Annotated in this window: 15 protein-coding genes and 2 pseudogenes; 15 read left to right on the forward strand and 2 right to left on the reverse strand. The window is 41.4% G+C overall.

Translation table 11 applies throughout. The annotated features are described in order from the left end of the window. The 6 genes and pseudogenes from V7K21_RS16165 to V7K21_RS16190 form a co-directional block, all read left to right on the forward strand. Positions 1 to 322: tetratricopeptide repeat protein (locus tag V7K21_RS16165; protein ID WP_335175864.1), on the forward strand; the 322-nt coding region annotated here is incomplete at its 5' end. Between the two features lie 109 nt (positions 323 to 431). Next, on the forward strand, positions 432 to 596 hold the full coding sequence (locus V7K21_RS16170; RefSeq protein ID WP_335175866.1) for a hypothetical protein: 165 nt from the start codon (positions 432 to 434) through the stop codon (positions 594 to 596). Positions 597 to 917: 321 nt separating this feature from the next. Further along, positions 918 to 1,136, forward strand: coding sequence for a type II toxin-antitoxin system HicB family antitoxin (locus V7K21_RS16175; protein WP_335175868.1), 219 nt, complete (start codon positions 918 to 920; stop codon positions 1,134 to 1,136). A 56-nt stretch (positions 1,137 to 1,192) separates the two neighbouring features. Further along, positions 1,193 to 1,327, forward strand: a pseudogene (locus tag V7K21_RS16180) (type II toxin-antitoxin system HicA family toxin); the annotation flags it as partial. 48 nt (positions 1,328 to 1,375) lie between these two features. Then, a complete protein-coding gene (locus V7K21_RS16185; RefSeq protein ID WP_335175870.1) occupies positions 1,376 to 1,945 on the forward strand; it encodes a Uma2 family endonuclease in 570 nt (189 codons plus the stop codon). Positions 1,946 to 2,205: 260 nt separating this feature from the next. Further along, positions 2,206 to 4,053 carry an aspartate kinase gene (locus tag V7K21_RS16190; RefSeq protein WP_335175872.1) on the forward strand — a complete coding sequence of 616 codons (1,848 nt, stop codon included), beginning with the start codon at positions 2,206 to 2,208 and terminating at the stop codon, positions 4,051 to 4,053. On the opposite strand, the gene V7K21_RS16195 is transcribed toward V7K21_RS16190, so the two are convergent. Beyond that, complete coding sequence (locus V7K21_RS16195) at positions 4,002 to 4,220, reverse strand: hypothetical protein (RefSeq protein WP_335175874.1); 219 nt, start codon at positions 4,218 to 4,220, stop codon at positions 4,002 to 4,004. The genes V7K21_RS16190 and V7K21_RS16195 overlap by 52 nt on opposite strands. A gap of 568 nt (positions 4,221 to 4,788) precedes the next feature. Between V7K21_RS16195 and V7K21_RS16200 the strand changes: the two genes are divergently transcribed. The 5 genes from V7K21_RS16200 (at position 4,789) to V7K21_RS16220 (ending at position 11,113) form a co-directional block, all read left to right on the forward strand. Beyond that, positions 4,789 to 6,849, forward strand: a complete 2,061-nt coding sequence (locus V7K21_RS16200; RefSeq protein ID WP_335175876.1) for a tetratricopeptide repeat protein — start codon at positions 4,789 to 4,791, stop codon at positions 6,847 to 6,849. Between the two features lie 157 nt (positions 6,850 to 7,006). After that, on the forward strand, positions 7,007 to 8,485 hold the full coding sequence (locus V7K21_RS16205; protein WP_335175878.1) for an amidase: 1,479 nt from the start codon (positions 7,007 to 7,009) through the stop codon (positions 8,483 to 8,485). A 141-nt stretch (positions 8,486 to 8,626) separates the two neighbouring features. Further along, complete coding sequence (locus V7K21_RS16210; protein WP_335175880.1) at positions 8,627 to 8,920, forward strand: microviridin/marinostatin family tricyclic proteinase inhibitor; 294 nt, start codon at positions 8,627 to 8,629, stop codon at positions 8,918 to 8,920. 158 nt (positions 8,921 to 9,078) lie between these two features. Further along, a complete protein-coding gene (locus V7K21_RS16215; protein ID WP_335175882.1) occupies positions 9,079 to 10,083 on the forward strand; it encodes an MvdC family ATP-grasp ribosomal peptide maturase in 1,005 nt (334 codons plus the stop codon). Positions 10,084 to 10,147: 64 nt separating this feature from the next. Continuing rightward, positions 10,148 to 11,113: an MvdD family ATP-grasp ribosomal peptide maturase gene (locus V7K21_RS16220; RefSeq protein WP_335175884.1), complete on the forward strand. Its 966-nt coding sequence runs from the start codon at positions 10,148 to 10,150 to the stop codon at positions 11,111 to 11,113. A 515-nt stretch (positions 11,114 to 11,628) separates the two neighbouring features. Here V7K21_RS16220 and V7K21_RS16225 read toward each other — a convergent pair. Then, a complete protein-coding gene (locus V7K21_RS16225; protein ID WP_335175886.1) occupies positions 11,629 to 11,856 on the reverse strand; it encodes a hypothetical protein in 228 nt (75 codons plus the stop codon). A 76-nt stretch (positions 11,857 to 11,932) separates the two neighbouring features. On the opposite strand from V7K21_RS16225, the pseudogene V7K21_RS16230 reads away from it, so the two are divergent. The 4 genes and pseudogenes from V7K21_RS16230 to V7K21_RS16245 form a co-directional block, all read left to right on the forward strand. Continuing rightward, positions 11,933 to 12,355: pseudogene (locus V7K21_RS16230) on the forward strand (biliverdin-producing heme oxygenase); the annotation flags it as partial. A gap of 31 nt (positions 12,356 to 12,386) precedes the next feature. Continuing rightward, entirely contained in the window at positions 12,387 to 12,635 is a 249-nt protein-coding gene (locus tag V7K21_RS16235; protein WP_335175888.1) for a hypothetical protein, read from the forward strand. A 90-nt stretch (positions 12,636 to 12,725) separates the two neighbouring features. Then, a complete protein-coding gene (gene hemN / locus V7K21_RS16240) occupies positions 12,726 to 14,108 on the forward strand; it encodes an oxygen-independent coproporphyrinogen III oxidase (RefSeq protein ID WP_335175890.1) in 1,383 nt (460 codons plus the stop codon). A gap of 899 nt (positions 14,109 to 15,007) precedes the next feature. Next, positions 15,008 to 15,283 carry a GlsB/YeaQ/YmgE family stress response membrane protein gene (locus V7K21_RS16245; protein WP_335175892.1) on the forward strand — a complete coding sequence of 92 codons (276 nt, stop codon included), beginning with the start codon at positions 15,008 to 15,010 and terminating at the stop codon, positions 15,281 to 15,283. Positions 15,284 to 15,381: the final 98 nt, after the last annotated feature.

Here is a 15,381-nt window from a genome sequence, read left to right on the forward strand (position 1 = left end):
TCCAAATGTCGCACAAAGTCTCAACAACCTAGCGGGACTATACGACTCCCAAGGCAGATATAGCGATGCCGAACCCCTTTACATCCAAGCTTTGGCACTCTGGCGCAAGCTGCTGGGAGAAGAACATCCAAATGTCGCACAAAGTCTCAACAACCTAGCGGGACTATACGACTCCCAAGGCAGATATAGCGATGCCGAACCCCTTTACATCCAAGCTTTGGATATTTTGGAGCGGCGGTTAGGGATGAATCATCCCAATACTGTTACTTGTCGTGGAAATTTGGCATATTTCCGTGATCGCCTCTCCTCAAATCAAGAATAGGCAAGTTTTATACAAATCGTACCATGTTAAAAGTTAGATTTGCGATCGCCTAGATTAAAATTCATATTGAACTAAGTAAAAATGCCTGATTACTTATTCAAAATGAGCTTTGACTTACTCAAAAGCAGCTTTTCATCTCACATTTTGGTGTTTTCCGCAAGCAAAAGCAGCTTTGACTTACTCAAAAGCAACTTTTCATCTCACATTTTGGTGTTTTCCGCAAGCAAAAGCAGCTTTGACTTACTCAAAAGCAGCTTTTCATCTCACATTTTGATGTTTTCCGCAAGCAAAAGCAGCTTTTAATTTCTTAAACCCCAGTTTGCTTACTCATTTGAGTAATTCACGCATTCATTTTGGTATATCAGTGAGCCGAAAGCTGGCGCTGGCGATCGCTCTAGAAAAGAAGTGTAAATCTACAAGCGATCGCTCTACTTTATAGTGTAAATCTACAGGCGATGTCTAAGGGCGGGCTACGCCTACGCTCTTATGTGGTTGTGAATGATAGAGAGCGATGTCTAAGGGCAGGCTACACCTACGCCCCTACAACAAAAAATCAGCTACGATTAATCATATAATTATCTTCACAAACACAGTAATGATAATTACATACACTGCAAAATATACAAAAAATAATAGCGGATATATCGGACAACTCATTGAATGGCAAGAAGTCATCACAGAAGGAGAAACCATAGAAGAATGCAGGGCTATGTTGCAAGACGCAACAAAAGAAATGATTCTTGCCTATCGTCAACAAAATAAAGAAATTCCCACAGGTGATTTGTTGCTGGAACAGATTCCTATAGAGGTTTAACTGACACACTCAAACGAAAAGAGCTAATTAAATACTTATAAGTAAATGGCTTTTATTTATTAAGAGAAGGAGGAAATCATTCTATTTATACTAATGATATAAAAACTCTTCCTATAAAACGGCATCGTACCATAGATCGTATTACTGCTAATGAGATTTGCAAACAAGCGGGTTTATTACCTAATTTTTAACTGCTCTGTTGACGAACTCAGCATTACTCAAACCTTGAAGTTTCAACCATGATAGCCTCGCCCCAACAAAACTACCTCACCGCCCAAGAGTACCTCCAAATGGAGGAACAGAGCAATATCAAGCATGAATATATAGACGGCTATATCTACGCAATGGCTGGAGCGCTTGATCCACACGTTACCATTGCTGGAAACCTGTTCGCTCTCCTCCGTAATCATGTGCGCGGCTCTGGTTGTCGTGTTTACATTGCTGACATGAAAGCCCGAATTGAATCTCCAAATCGCTTTTATTATCCCGATGTAATGGTTACTTGCGACCAACGAGATCAAGAAACGCCAGCTTATAAAAGATTTCCCTGTTTAATTGTCGAAGTTTTATCTAATTCTACTGAAGCCTTTGACCGGGGCGACAAATTCGCCGATTATCAAACACTGGAAAGTCTACAAGAATATGTTTTAATTAATACAAAACGTCAGCGAGTCGAGTGTTTTCGACGCAATGAGCAAGGACTGTGGGTTTTACAATCCTACACATCAGACCATCAATCATTTCGACTCAACAGCGTGGATTTTGAGGAAACAATGGCAGCACTCTACGAAGATGTAGTTTTTGAATAAGCTGTTCCACATAAAAGTTGCATATTGCATCGTGTAGACCGTTCACTGTTAACTATTGACTGTCAACGCTCAACAACCCGTAGGAGTGATTATACTCAGATATTGCAGATGAGCCAAACTAGATGTGGTTTAGCTTAATCAACTTATGATTAGGTATGCTACACGATGTTTAGTAAACTAAATATCTATTAATATCTTCAAGGCTTCCTAACCTGGCGGGGGCATTGAGCAAAACAGACACAATTGATTAACTAAAAGTTATGGCGCTCATAGTTCAGAAATACGGTGGTACATCTGTCGGTTCAGTCGAACGGATTCAAGCTGTTGCACAACGCGTTTATAAAACTGTTAAAGCTGGAAACTCTCTGGTAGTAGTGGTTTCCGCAATGGGCAAAACCACCGATGGACTCGTCAAACTAGCTAATGAAATTTCTCCCAATCCTAACCGCCGGGAAATGGATATGCTGCTTTCCACTGGCGAACAAGTAACGATCGCCTTACTCAGTATGGCATTGCAGGAACTCGGACAACCAGCAATCTCGATGACTGGCGCTCAGGTAGGAATTGTTACTGAAGCCGAACACAGCCGCGCTCGGATTTTGCATATTGAAACTACTCGCCTAACTCGCCACATAAATGAAGGTAAAGTAGTTGTAGTAGCTGGCTTCCAAGGTACTTCCAGCGCTGGAGAAATGGAAATTACGACTTTGGGTCGTGGTGGTTCCGACACTTCGGCGGTGGCGATCGCAGCTGCATTACGAGCAAATTTTTGTGAAATTTATACAGATGTTCCAGGGATTTTAACTACAGATCCCCGCTTAGTTGCCGAAGCCCAGTTGATGGATGCTATCACCTGCAATGAAATGTTGGAACTAGCTAGCTTGGGTGCAAAAGTGCTACATCCCCGCGCTGTGGAAATTGCTCGTAACTATGGTGTTCCCCTTGTAGTTAGGTCTAGCTGGACGGATGACCCCGGTACTTGGGTAACATCAGCCAAACCCCAAGGGCGATCGCTGATCAATCTAGAAATTGCCCGTCCGGTGGATCATGTAGAATTTGACACTGACCAAGCGAAGGTCGCTTTATTGCGCGTACCCGACAAACCAGGCGTAGCAGCGAGGTTATTTGGCGAAATTTCTCGGCAAAAAGTAGACGTAGATTTGATTATTCAATCAATTCATGAAGGTAATAGTAATGACATTGCCTTTACGGTCACCACACCAATATTAAAACGGGCAGAAGCAGTAACAGCAGCGATCGCCCCAGCACTGAGAAGTCAATTTAACCCCAAATTTGACGAAGCCGAGGTAATGGTAGAACATAACATTGCCAAAGTCAGCATCGCAGGCGCGGGAATGATTGGCCGTCCCGGTGTGGCTGCGAAGATGTTCGCCACCTTAGCAGCAGCTGGGGTGAACATTCAAATGATTTCCACCAGCGAAGTGAAAGTAAGTTGCGTAGTCAATGCAGCCGAATGCGATCGCGCCGTCAGCGCACTCTGCACCGCCTTTGAGATCGAAGCAAAAAGCAAGGGAGAACTCCTAACTCCTAACCCTTGTACAGACACGATTAATCGTGCCTCTTTTCACTCTTCCCTCACTCCTGCCGTTCGCGGCGTTGCTTTAGATTTGAACCAAGCGCGTCTTGCTATTCGCCAATTACCAAATCAGCCGGGGATGGCGGCGAAGCTGTTTGGACTATTAGCGCAACATAATATCAGCGTTGATATGATTATCCAATCTCAGCGCTGTCGAGTGATTGATGGTGTTCCCAGGCGGGATATTGCCTTTACAGTCTCGCAGCTGGATGGGGAAAATGCAAAAGAAATGCTCACCCAAGTAGCGCCAGAATTAGGATGGGGTGAAGTTGTTTTAGATAGTGCGATCGCTAAGGTGAGTATTGTCGGTGCAGGTATGGTAGGACAACCAGGTGTTGCGGCTAAAATGTTTGAAGCTTTAGCCGAACAACAAATCAATATTCAAATGATTGCTACCTCAGAAATCAAAATTAGTTGTGTCGTGGCGCAAGAGCTAGGTGTTAAAGCTTTGCAAGCCATTCATGCAGCCTTTGGACTGGCTGGTAGTGAGAAATTTGTCGTGCCAGCGTAAAACCTGACTCTAACTCCCTCTTTGTTGTGGATACAGAGACTATTTTCTGCTTGCATTGCTAATGCATCGACCTGCATTGCTAATGCATCGACCTGCAATGGCATAACATCGACCTGCAATAGCATAATATCGACTTGCAATGGCATAATATCGACTTGCAATAGCATAACACCGACTTACAATGGCATAACATCGACCTGTATTGTTAACGTGAGTTCAATAGATTTGGTATGACTCCTCTCCAAACCTCTCCCCAAAGCAGGGAGAGATTTCTCTCGTTCCGATGCTCCGCATAGGAATGGCTGATTAGAGGCTCTGCCTCAAGTTAGATATTGAGTCAGAGCCTCAATGAATGCATTCCCATGCTCTGCATGGGAACGAGGGAACGAAGGAATGAGAACGAGGAAAGCCTGATTAAGCTAGGTTTTTAGAACTTGTGTGTCCACCGTAGCCTACAAGGAAAGAGACGTTAGTACAGCACGGCGTAAATAAGCAGACCATTGAAAAACCCTAAAGAGCTTATTCCATAATACTTTTGACTTTTGACTTTTGACTTTTGACTTTTGACTTCCGCCTTGCGGTACTAGGTGGGAGAGGTTCGTAAACTCACGTTGTTTTGGTAAGCAGATTGTAGAGACACGCCGTAACAGTCTCCACATTTATCTGATTTTTAATTTTTAACATTAATAACACCTAAGCTATAATCAAACAATTTATAAAACTATATTTATATTGATGAATAGTCATTTTCTAAATGGACGTTATCGAATACTAAAAGTTCTCAATGATGGTGAAAAGGGGAAAACATATCTAGTTGAAGATGTTAATCTTCCTGGCGGACAATTTGTAGTAAAGCAGTTATATCCGCATAGTAGCAATCCTCAAACTTTAACCATCCTGCGTCGCTTGTTTACCAGTAAGACAGCAACTTTAGAAAAACTAGGACAGGAACACGACCAAATCCAAAAGTTAATTGCTTGTTTTGAAGAAAATGAAAAATTCTATATAGTCCAAGAATTTATCCCCGGTAATCCTTTAACTAATGAAATTATCCAGGGACAACCTCTGAGCGAAGACCAAGTTATTCCTCTTTTATCAGAGATATTAGAAATTTTGAGGATTGTACATAGTTATGGGATGATTCATCAGGATATTAAACCAGCAAATATTATTCGTCGTGAGTCAGATAAAAAGTTAGTTTTAGTTGATTTTGCTATTGTTAACGAAGCTATTACTAAGACCGTTGATAATCTCGAATATATGCCGAGAGAACAAGTTAACGGCAACCTCAAGTACAATAGCGATATATATGCTTTAGGTATAGTTGCGATCGCAGCACTTCTAAGTTTACCAGCAAAGGAAATATCTCAACTGCAAAGTCAGAGAAATAAGCTGACAGGTGAAATAGTTTGGCGTCACAAAAATCTAAAAATTAACAGAAAATTAGCAAAAGTTCTTAATAGGATGGTGCGTTTTGACTATCGTAAGCGCTACCAGTATGCGACCGAAGTTTTAGACGATCTGAAAAATATAACAAATGTTTATCGCGATCAGCAAAAACAGGATGATAAAAAATTATTACTAATTCTAACGGGGGTAGCTAGCTGTATCACACTTGGTGTTGGAGCATGGTTTTTGCATTCACTAAAACCTGTAAGTGATGCTCAACAACAATTATATCAAGAAGGAGTAAATAAATATGACGCAGGAAACTATGAAGGAGCAGTTGAAGATTTCAATCAAGTTATTGAATTAGATCCGCAAAACGCTTTAGCTTATAATCGGCGAGGCGATGCTTATTATCGATTAGGAGACTATGAGCAAGCACAAGCAGACTCTAGCCAAGCCATTTTACTCAATCCTCAAGATGCTAATGCCTATTTTGACCGAGGATTTGCTTTTTCTGAATTAGGCAAATACAAAGAAGCGATCACTGACTATACTCAAGCAATTAAGTTAAATTCTAAAGATGCTTATGCTTATTATGGACGAGGATTAGCTCATGCTCAACTGAAGGATAATAAAGGCGCAGTTGGAGATTTTAGCAAAGCGATCGCTCTCAAGCCTCAGTATAGCGAAGCCTACTTGCAGCGAGGGATTCTCCACCGCCGCCTCAGACAAAGACTTGAAGCGATCCAAGATTTTGATACAGTAATTAAGATTAATCCTAGTGATGCCAAAGCTTATTATCAAAGAGCTTTAACTCAATCTATTAATAAGCAAAAATATGCAGCACTTAAAGATTACACAGACGCAATTAGCATCAATCCTAAATATATAGAAGCTTATCTTAATCGTGGTGATGTTTACAGTGATATGGGAGAGAAACTCGAAGCTACTGAAGATTACAACGCTATTTTACAGATTGATCCTAAATTTAGTGCAGCTTATATCCACAGAGGTATTCACCGCTTTTCTTTCGGAGATTATAAAGGCGCTATTGAAGATTACACCGAAGTACTGAAACTAGATCCTAATAATATAGCAGCTTACAATAACCGTGGTAATGCTTATCTCGATATGGGAAATAAAAAAGCTGCAAATCAGGATTATTCCCGAGCGATCGCCATTAATGCTAACAATGCCTTAGCCTACTATAACCGGGGTGTGATTCGCACCAAGCAGAAAAATAAACAGGGAGCGATCGCAGATTTCAAAAAAGCTGGAAAACTATTCCAACAGCAAGGAGAAAAAGATAGTTATCAAGATGCACAGAGAGAAATTGCAATTCTACAAAACAAGTCAGCACCAGCACCAACTACTCGCCCTAAATCTGGGGAAAGAGAAAAAAATTGAGCTATGACTCAATATAGCGGGGTAGCGATGCCTACGGCGGGCTACGCCTACGCACTTTAATTTCTGGTTATAGTATGAACTTCAAATATATGCCGGAATTAGATTAACCTTGGGCTTATCCTACTTTGGAATTTTACGAATGAGGTGAAATCGACCTATGAGTGACTTAGTTTTCCTACCCGCTCATCAACTTGCTCAGATGATTCGCGATCGCCAAGTCTCTGCTGTTGAGGTGTTCGATGCTTACCTGGCGCAGATTTATAAACACAACTCAAAGCTGAATGCAATTTGCACGTTAGACGAAGACAATGCTCGTACCAGAGCAAAGCTTGCAGATGAAGCCCTAGCCAGAGGAGAATACTGGGGCGCTCTGCACGGTGTTCCTGTGACAATCAAAGACATTTTTGAAACAGTAGGACTCCGTACCACAGCGGGTTACATTCCTCTTAAGGACTATATTCCTCAACAGGATGCCACCGTTGTTGCCAGGCTGCGGGCAGCAGGAGCCGTTATCCTTGGAAAAACGAACATGGCCGAACTGGCTGGTGATTATCAAAGTACAAATTCTCTGTTTCCCCGGGTAAATAATCCCTGGAATCTTGACTATACAGCAGGTGGCAGTTCTGGAGGCAGTGCTGCTGCTGTTGCAGCCGGACTTTCACCATTAGATATAGGTAACGATATTGCGGGTTCCGTGCGCCAGCCTGCAACTTTCTGCGGTGTGTATGGTTTAAAGCCAACAGATCGCCGTATTTCCACCGCCGGAAGTATCCCTGAAGTACCGGGAATGCCGCTATGCTTGCGACAAATGTTGACTATTGGCTGTTTTGGGCGATCGCTCGAAGATATTCGCCTTTGTTTCTCGCTGATCGCTGGTGCGGATCTGCGTCGCCCAGATGTACCACCGATTCCCCTTGATACTCCATCAGGCAAGTCTTTGCAGGATCTTAAAATTGCTTGGATTGATGAATGGGTAGAGGTTCCCGTTGCTGCACAAATTCGAGGCGCAGTACAGACAGTCGTGCAAAAACTTGCTCAAGCAGGTACTCATATTGAACGCTGGCTTCCCAAAGATTTTGATTTATCGACAGTGTGGAACCTCCACGGGCGGATGGAAGCATACATCAACAACTACGCCCAACCCAAGGATCACTATAATCTGCTACGTAGCTTAGAGTTACTCTTTCGCACGGCAACTCAAGGCGACAAAAAATTGCGAAAATTGGGGAATTTCAGCAGCTTTCTGCCAGAACTTTTAAATCCTAGCTTAAGAGGATATTTTGAGACACTCACCGAGCGCGATCGCTTCATTGCCCAAATCGATGCAGCCTTAGAAGCATGGGATGTATGGCTCACTCCTGTGACAGCAACCCCTGCATTTACCCATTGTCCGGCTTGGAGCGCCATTGATATTGAGGGCAAATCCTATCCTCATGCGGTGGCAAACGGGGCTTACACCATACCATTTAATCTTAGTGGTCATCCGGCGGTGGTGATTCCCATAGGGCAAACTCACAATGGCTTACCGATTGGAATGCAGATTGTGGGAAAGCGATGGCGCGAGATGGAGTTGTTGGCGATCGCTCAACAACTTGACAAAGTGGTTGGTGATTTCCGCCATCCATTGGGTTATTGAATATTTGCACAGGAGAATCAAAAGTATTTTTACGCAAATGTTACAAATAATTTCACATGAAATTAATGCTTACCAAATGAAATAATATGTAACATCATTGAGACAGTGTAAATTTATATTACTTAGCCTGAGGAAAAAATTATGTCTGAAAACAAACCAGAAGAACTAAATTCACAAGCAGTACCCTTCTTTGCCCGATTTTTAGAAGGGCAAAGCTTTGAAGACTTATCTGAGCAAGAATCAGAAGCGATTAGCGGTGGAAGTTGTGGTGTAACCAAGAAGAATAAAAAGAATAAAGATACAATTGCCCAAACTCTGAAGTACCCATCTGATCAAGAAGATGTAGTAACGAAAAAGGCTCCCTCTGATAGTGATGAGGCTTTTACTAATAAGTACCCTTCAGACGGCGATGACACTTTGCGGCCAGACTTGTGAGTACACCAGAGATGCGGTTTTGAAAAATATTCTTAGAATAAAAAGACTGTTAACTTTGCCAACTCCATCTAGGGGTTGGCTTCCCATTAAAACTAAGTTTACTTTAATGCTTTATTTTTTTAATAGTTGACAATACAAGAACTCAATGAAGATATTTTATGCACGTTGACCGTGATGTGGTTTTATTAATCACCCATAGTGGTGATTACTTCACAATAGATAGAGTTGCAGAAGCTGTATCAAAACTAGGCGCACAGCCATTTCGCCTTGATACTGATAAGTTTCCAATGACAGTACAAATCCAGGCGAATTTAAGTAACTCTGGTAGCAATCATAAACTGGAATATGACGCTTGTTCCCTGAACACCGAGCAAGTGCAAGCTGTATGGATGCGGCGTATCTGGCAGCCTGATCTAGGTAAAGAATTGGCTCCACAATTCCAAGCAGCCTGCTCTAGTGAATCACTCGCAGTCTTAGATGGCTTTTGGGACAGCCTAAGGGGAGCTACCTGGGTGGATGATTTACAGCGGATCAATGCAGCTGAAAACAAGCTACGCCAACTGAGAATTGCATCGGAAGTTGGTCTTGTCATACCTCGGACTATTGTCACCAACAATCCTCAACAAGCACGAGAGTTTTTTGGGGAAGTTAAAGGAAAAATGGTTGCCAAGCTACTCAGACCTCTTTCTTATGGGATGCAAGCCTCCTCTTTTTTCATGTACACTAGCGCCGTTAAAGAAGAAGACTTACTTGATGCTGAAACACTGCGTTATTGTCCAGTTGTGTTTCAAGAACAAATCCCCAAACAGCTAGAACTACGCGCAGTGTATGTGAATGGTAATCTCTTTGTCGGGGCACTGGATGCGTCTGAGTATGCAGCATCCACCCAAGATTGGCGACGTGGAACAAAAGAGGCTCTCACCTGGCAACCCTATGAATTACCTGATAAACTAATCCGTTGTCTGGATGCTTTTATGGCAAGGTTTGGACTGATTTTTGGAGCATTTGACTTCATCAAAACGCCATCAGGGGAATACGTTTTTCTAGAAATTAATCCTACAGGAGAGTGGGGGATGCTGGAGAGAGATTTGGAATACCCGATCGCAGATGCGATCGCAGATGCACTACTTTCAACAAGTCCTAAATATAATACCCTTACTTAAAAATTAAAAACCAACTGGTAGCCCCGATATTTATCTGTAGCATACTTCATTATTCATCCTTTAAATGACTGTTTTAATCATTACTCACAGCCAAGACAACGAAAGTATTCCTCTAGTTATTCAGGCAATTGAAGCCCAAGGAGGGAAAGCATTTCGTTTTGACACAGACCGATTTCCTACAGAAATCACCTTAGATGTTTACTATGCTGGAAGTGAACGAGTTACTCTGCTTGTAGATGACCAAACGTTAGATTTGAATGAAGTGTCAGCAGTTTGGTATCGGCGTATTGCAATCGGGTCAAAAATTCCCGACTCGATGGACAGGCAACTTAGACAAGCCTCACTGAAAGAATCTCGCGTCACCATTGAGGGAATGATTGCTAGTATTAAGGGTTTCCATCTCGATCCTCTGCCAAATATTCGTCGAGCCGAAAATAAGCAACTGCAATTACAAATAGCACGAGAGGTCGGTTTAGATACGCCACGCACTCTGACTACAAACAATTCAGTGGCAGTGAAGCAATTTGCCCAAGAGTGTAAGCAGGGAATGATTACAAAGATGCTCTCTTCCTTTGCCATTTATGATGAACAAGGACGAGAAAAAGTTGTGTTTACAAATCCAATTTCATCTGAGGATCTGGACAACCTCGATGGATTACGTTTCTGCCCAATGACATTTCAAGAAAAAATCCCCAAGGCATTAGAATTGCGGACAATTATTGTCGGTAAGCGTGTGCTGACGGCTGCGGTTGATTCTCAAGCTTTGGAGCTGGCGCATTACGATTGGCGCAAACAGGGAATTGCCTTACTCGACGCTTGGGAGTCATACACTCTGCCTGAAGATGTCGAAGAGAAACTGCTCAAACTCATGGCAGAATTTCGTTTGAACTACGGAGCTATTGATATTATTTTGACTCCTGATGGTCGTCATGTATTTCTTGAGGTTAACCCAGTTGGTGAGTTTTTCTGGTTAGAACGCTGTCCTGGCTTACCGATTTCTCAGGCGATCGCACAGGTTCTACAGAATTAAAGCTAAAAACTTTTCTTGCAAGAGCCTCAAATATAATTGCACAAGTTTCCTACTAATGGGAGAGTAGATATGTGGAAAGATGAAATTATTGAAGAGATTTATAGAATACGAGAAGAACATGCAAAGGCTTTCAACTACGACTTACAAGCAATTTGTGATGATTTGAGACAAAAGTAAGCTGCAAGTAATCGGCAGATCATTTCACAGCCATTCAAACAACCCAGTCGCCGAAATAACAAATGCGAACGCCAAAGTAACAAATGCGAACGCCGAAGTAACAAATGCGAACGCCGAAGTAACAAATGCGAACGCCGAAGTAACAAATGCGAACGCCGAAGTAACAAATGCGAACGCCGAAGTAACAAATGCGAACGCCGAAATAGCAAATGCGAACGCCGAAATAGCAAATGCGAACGCCGAAATAACAAATGCGAACGCCGAAGTAACAAATGCGAACGCCGAAATAACAAATGCGAACGCCGAAATAGCAAATGCGAACGCTCCTACCTAGTTTCTCACCCCTTCAGTATTTTGGGTGGACACCAGAAGAGGTTTTTGCTGGACACCCCAAGGGATTCCAGAATTCCTCGCATAACCTCTGTGCAATACATCCAGTGTCCCGAATCGTCAAACATGCGATCGGGATTAAACTCGACATTATAATGCAGTACATTGGGAAGGTTTAAAAACTCATTATTGCTTTGGGGAGAAAGAAGCAAGAGATGAAATGGCTTTCCTGGCATTGTTTTTGTAGCTTGTTGACCAGATCAATCACACCACCGCGATCGCTAATTCCTGTGCGGACAAAAAGCACATTGTGGGGATAATTGGAGAGAGCAAATTACACCCTCACCTGCTGCCCAGAGCTACATTGACCGCATTCGGGAAATTTCTACTAGTGAACCAGCCTTATTGCTAGGTCATGTCTACACTTGCTACATGGGCGATCTCTCAGGGGGTCAAATGCTACAAAAAGTTGCTCAGTCAGCCCTGAAGCTTTCTGGTTATGAAGGCACGTCCTTTTACAATTTTGAGCAAATTCCTGACAAAAAGGCATTTAAGGATAAGTATCCTCAGGCATTAAATGCATTATCCATTGATGATATAACAGCAGAACGGATTGTTGTAGAAGCTAATAATGCCTTTCGGTTCAATTTACAGATGGCTCAGGAGTTAGAGGGAAGTTTAATCAAAGCACTCGGTCAAGTTCTGTTTAATACAGGACTTACGCACGGGTTATGAAAGAACGAACCACAGAGACACAGAGAAGCCAGTGCGCCCTTCTCCCTTGGCGTTAGCCTCTCCCTTTGGGAGAAGGGGAGACGCCAAGGGCGATAGCGAAGCGGTAGCGAGTCATCGAGCGTCTGCGGTTCCCCGACTTGTCCCTTGCGCGTCTCCCTTAGGAGAAGCAACTGGCGCGACACGGAGGAATGAGAGTTTGAGAGGTTTTTTGCGTAAGTTCTATAATAGCCTCACTCGTTCCCAGAATTCAGGTAGCACCGAAATAGCTGCGGCTAATTAAGTTAGGAGACGCAATTAATCGCGTCTGTCAATAATTATTCTTGCCTCTCTCATCTTCTTTCCCCTCACACATTTATTGGAAAGCAACTCAATGGTTTTTGTATTACCTAGTGTCAAATTTGATCTGGAACTGATCCAAAAATATGACACTCGTGCCCCCAGATACACCAGCTACCCGCCCGCTACAGAGTTAAGCGAAACATTTACTGAAACTGATTTTAAGACCGCGATCGCAGCCTCGAATCAACGCAAAACCCCTCTTTCTTTATATTTCCACATCCCCTTCTGCCAAAGTGCTTGCTACTTCTGTGGCTGTAACACGGTAATTTCCAACAACAAAAATATTGCCAAACCTTACCTAGAGTCTTTAATTCAAGACATCAAAAACACCTCCGCTTTAATCGATCCAGACAGAAAAGTGCTGCAAATCCACTGGGGAGGCGGTACTCCTAATTACTTGGATCGTTACCAAGTAGAATATTTATGGAAAAATATCAATCGCTATTTCAACATCGCTCCACAAGCAGAAATCTCAATTGAGATTAACCCCCGCTATATCGATAGAAACTATATTTTATTTCTCAGACAGATTGGGTTTAACCGCATTAGTTTTGGCATTCAGGATTTTAATCGCCAAGTTCAAGTAGCTGTTAATCGTGTCCAGCCAGAAGAAATGCTTTTTGATGTCATGAGTTGGGTCAAAGAAGCTAAGTTTGAAAGTGTGAATGTAGACCTTATTTATGGTTTACCCTATCAAACCCGTGAGACATTTCGGGAGACGGTGAAAAAGACTATTGAGTTAGAGCCTGACCGAATTGTTGTTTTTAACTTTGCCTATGTACCGTGGCTCAAACCGACGCAAAAAAATATCCCTCAAGAGGCGCTACCCCCAGCAGAGGAAAAGTTAGAGATTCTGAAAATGACCATTGAAGAATTAACGAATAACCAATATCTATTTATTGGGATGGATCATTTTGCTAAAACTAATGATGAATTAGCGATCGCTCAACGGAATGGTACTCTCAAGCGCAACTTCCAAGGCTACACTACTCATGCTGAAACAGAACTGTTTGGTTTTGGTGCTACATCCATCAGTATGCTAGAAGATGCTTATGCTCAAAACCACAAGGAATTAAAAGATTATTATCAAACACTTGCATCTGGTGCTTTACCTATTAGTAAAGGTATCAAACTTACTCCAAATGATATTATCAGACGGGATGTAATCATGGGGATTATGTCTCACTTTCAGCTTCATAAGCAAGATATTGAAAACAAATATCATATCAATTTTGATGAATATTTCTCTGATGAATTAGAGGCGTTAAAACCACTAGAAGCCGATAGCCTGGTCAGTTTATCAAAAAATCATATCCATATTACAGATATCGGTAGATTACTAGTCAGAAATATTGCCGTCATATTTGATACTCACACAAGAATGCAAAAGACAAAATTCTCCCGTGCCATTTGAGATAACTTCTGCAAAATTTAGCTACATATTATCTCCTCAATCTACCTTCAAAATAACGGTTGAGGGAATACGATATAGCAATCCTATCGATTTCGTTCAAATTTGCGGTGTCTGAATCCCCAACTTCGTAAAAGTTGTCGGGGATCTAACTTTTCACCAATGATTTAGGATTGCTATATATTCAATATTCACAAGAATTAGTGTGAGCAAGCTTTTTGTGTAATTTAATACAATAAATTTTTGATAAAATCTCAATACAGTTCATTTAAGGATAATTGTAGGTTGGGTTTCGTTCCTCAAACGTCGCTTGCAAGGCTCATCGGGAAACCGCTTGGTTGCTGTGACTCCCCAACCTACGCAATATGTTTTATGTGGCTTTAACCCAAGCGTATTGGGCTAAATCTGGCTTTTCATCAAAGTTATTGCTAATTTTCGCAAAACATTAGTGATTAAGAAAATTACTCTTTGGTCAGTTTATAAAGTTGTTAAATAAAAATTGTACAAAAAGCCTAGTTGATTATTATGTGCAATAATATATAATTAATAATGAATTATCATAAAAAATATATATTTTATTTATAAGTAAATATTTTAATGCATCCCCAAAAAGTTAGATAAAATGTTTCTTTCTTAAGATAGATATAAAATCAGATAAATTAATTTTTTAATATTATCTATTTTTCCAGTCAATCAGGATTAAGATTATATTTTGAATAATTCATGACTTAATCTAGAAAAAACTTTTATTTGGCATTTTAGTGGTATTAAGGCAAAATTATATCTAATCTGGATGTAAAGTTTTTTGTCTAACTTTTGGATTTAGCATTTATCCCATGTGGTAGAAATAATTGTGAATAAAAATTGATAACTTATATATAAGTGAAATGGTTGAGGCAGTTATGAGTATTATTGCTTGGGTAGTTTTAGGATTTTTGGCAGGTGCGATCGCTAAGGCTACTTATCCTGATTATCAAGGTGGTGGAATTGTCTCCGCAATGGTTTTGGGTATCATTGGTGCTTTCGTAGGTGGAAGTCTATTTACCTTGATACAAACAGGAACTCTGCAAAATACTGCGGCTGTTGCTTTAACTCTTCCTGGTGTATTAGTGGCTGTGCTCGGCGCAATTGCTGCTATTTATCTATGGGGATTAATCAGAAGAAGCAGCAATGCCTAACTGTTTATCGGTAGTTATCAACCATTAAACAAATACTGTGTTTTCTCAGTCTTCTAGCTAACTAGCTTTAGAAACATATAAAGTCTCCAATTAGCTAG

Origin of the sequence: Nostoc sp., assembly GCF_036919595.1 — a bacterium.
In the GTDB taxonomy this organism is placed as follows: domain Bacteria; phylum Cyanobacteriota; class Cyanobacteriia; order Cyanobacteriales; family Nostocaceae; genus Nostoc.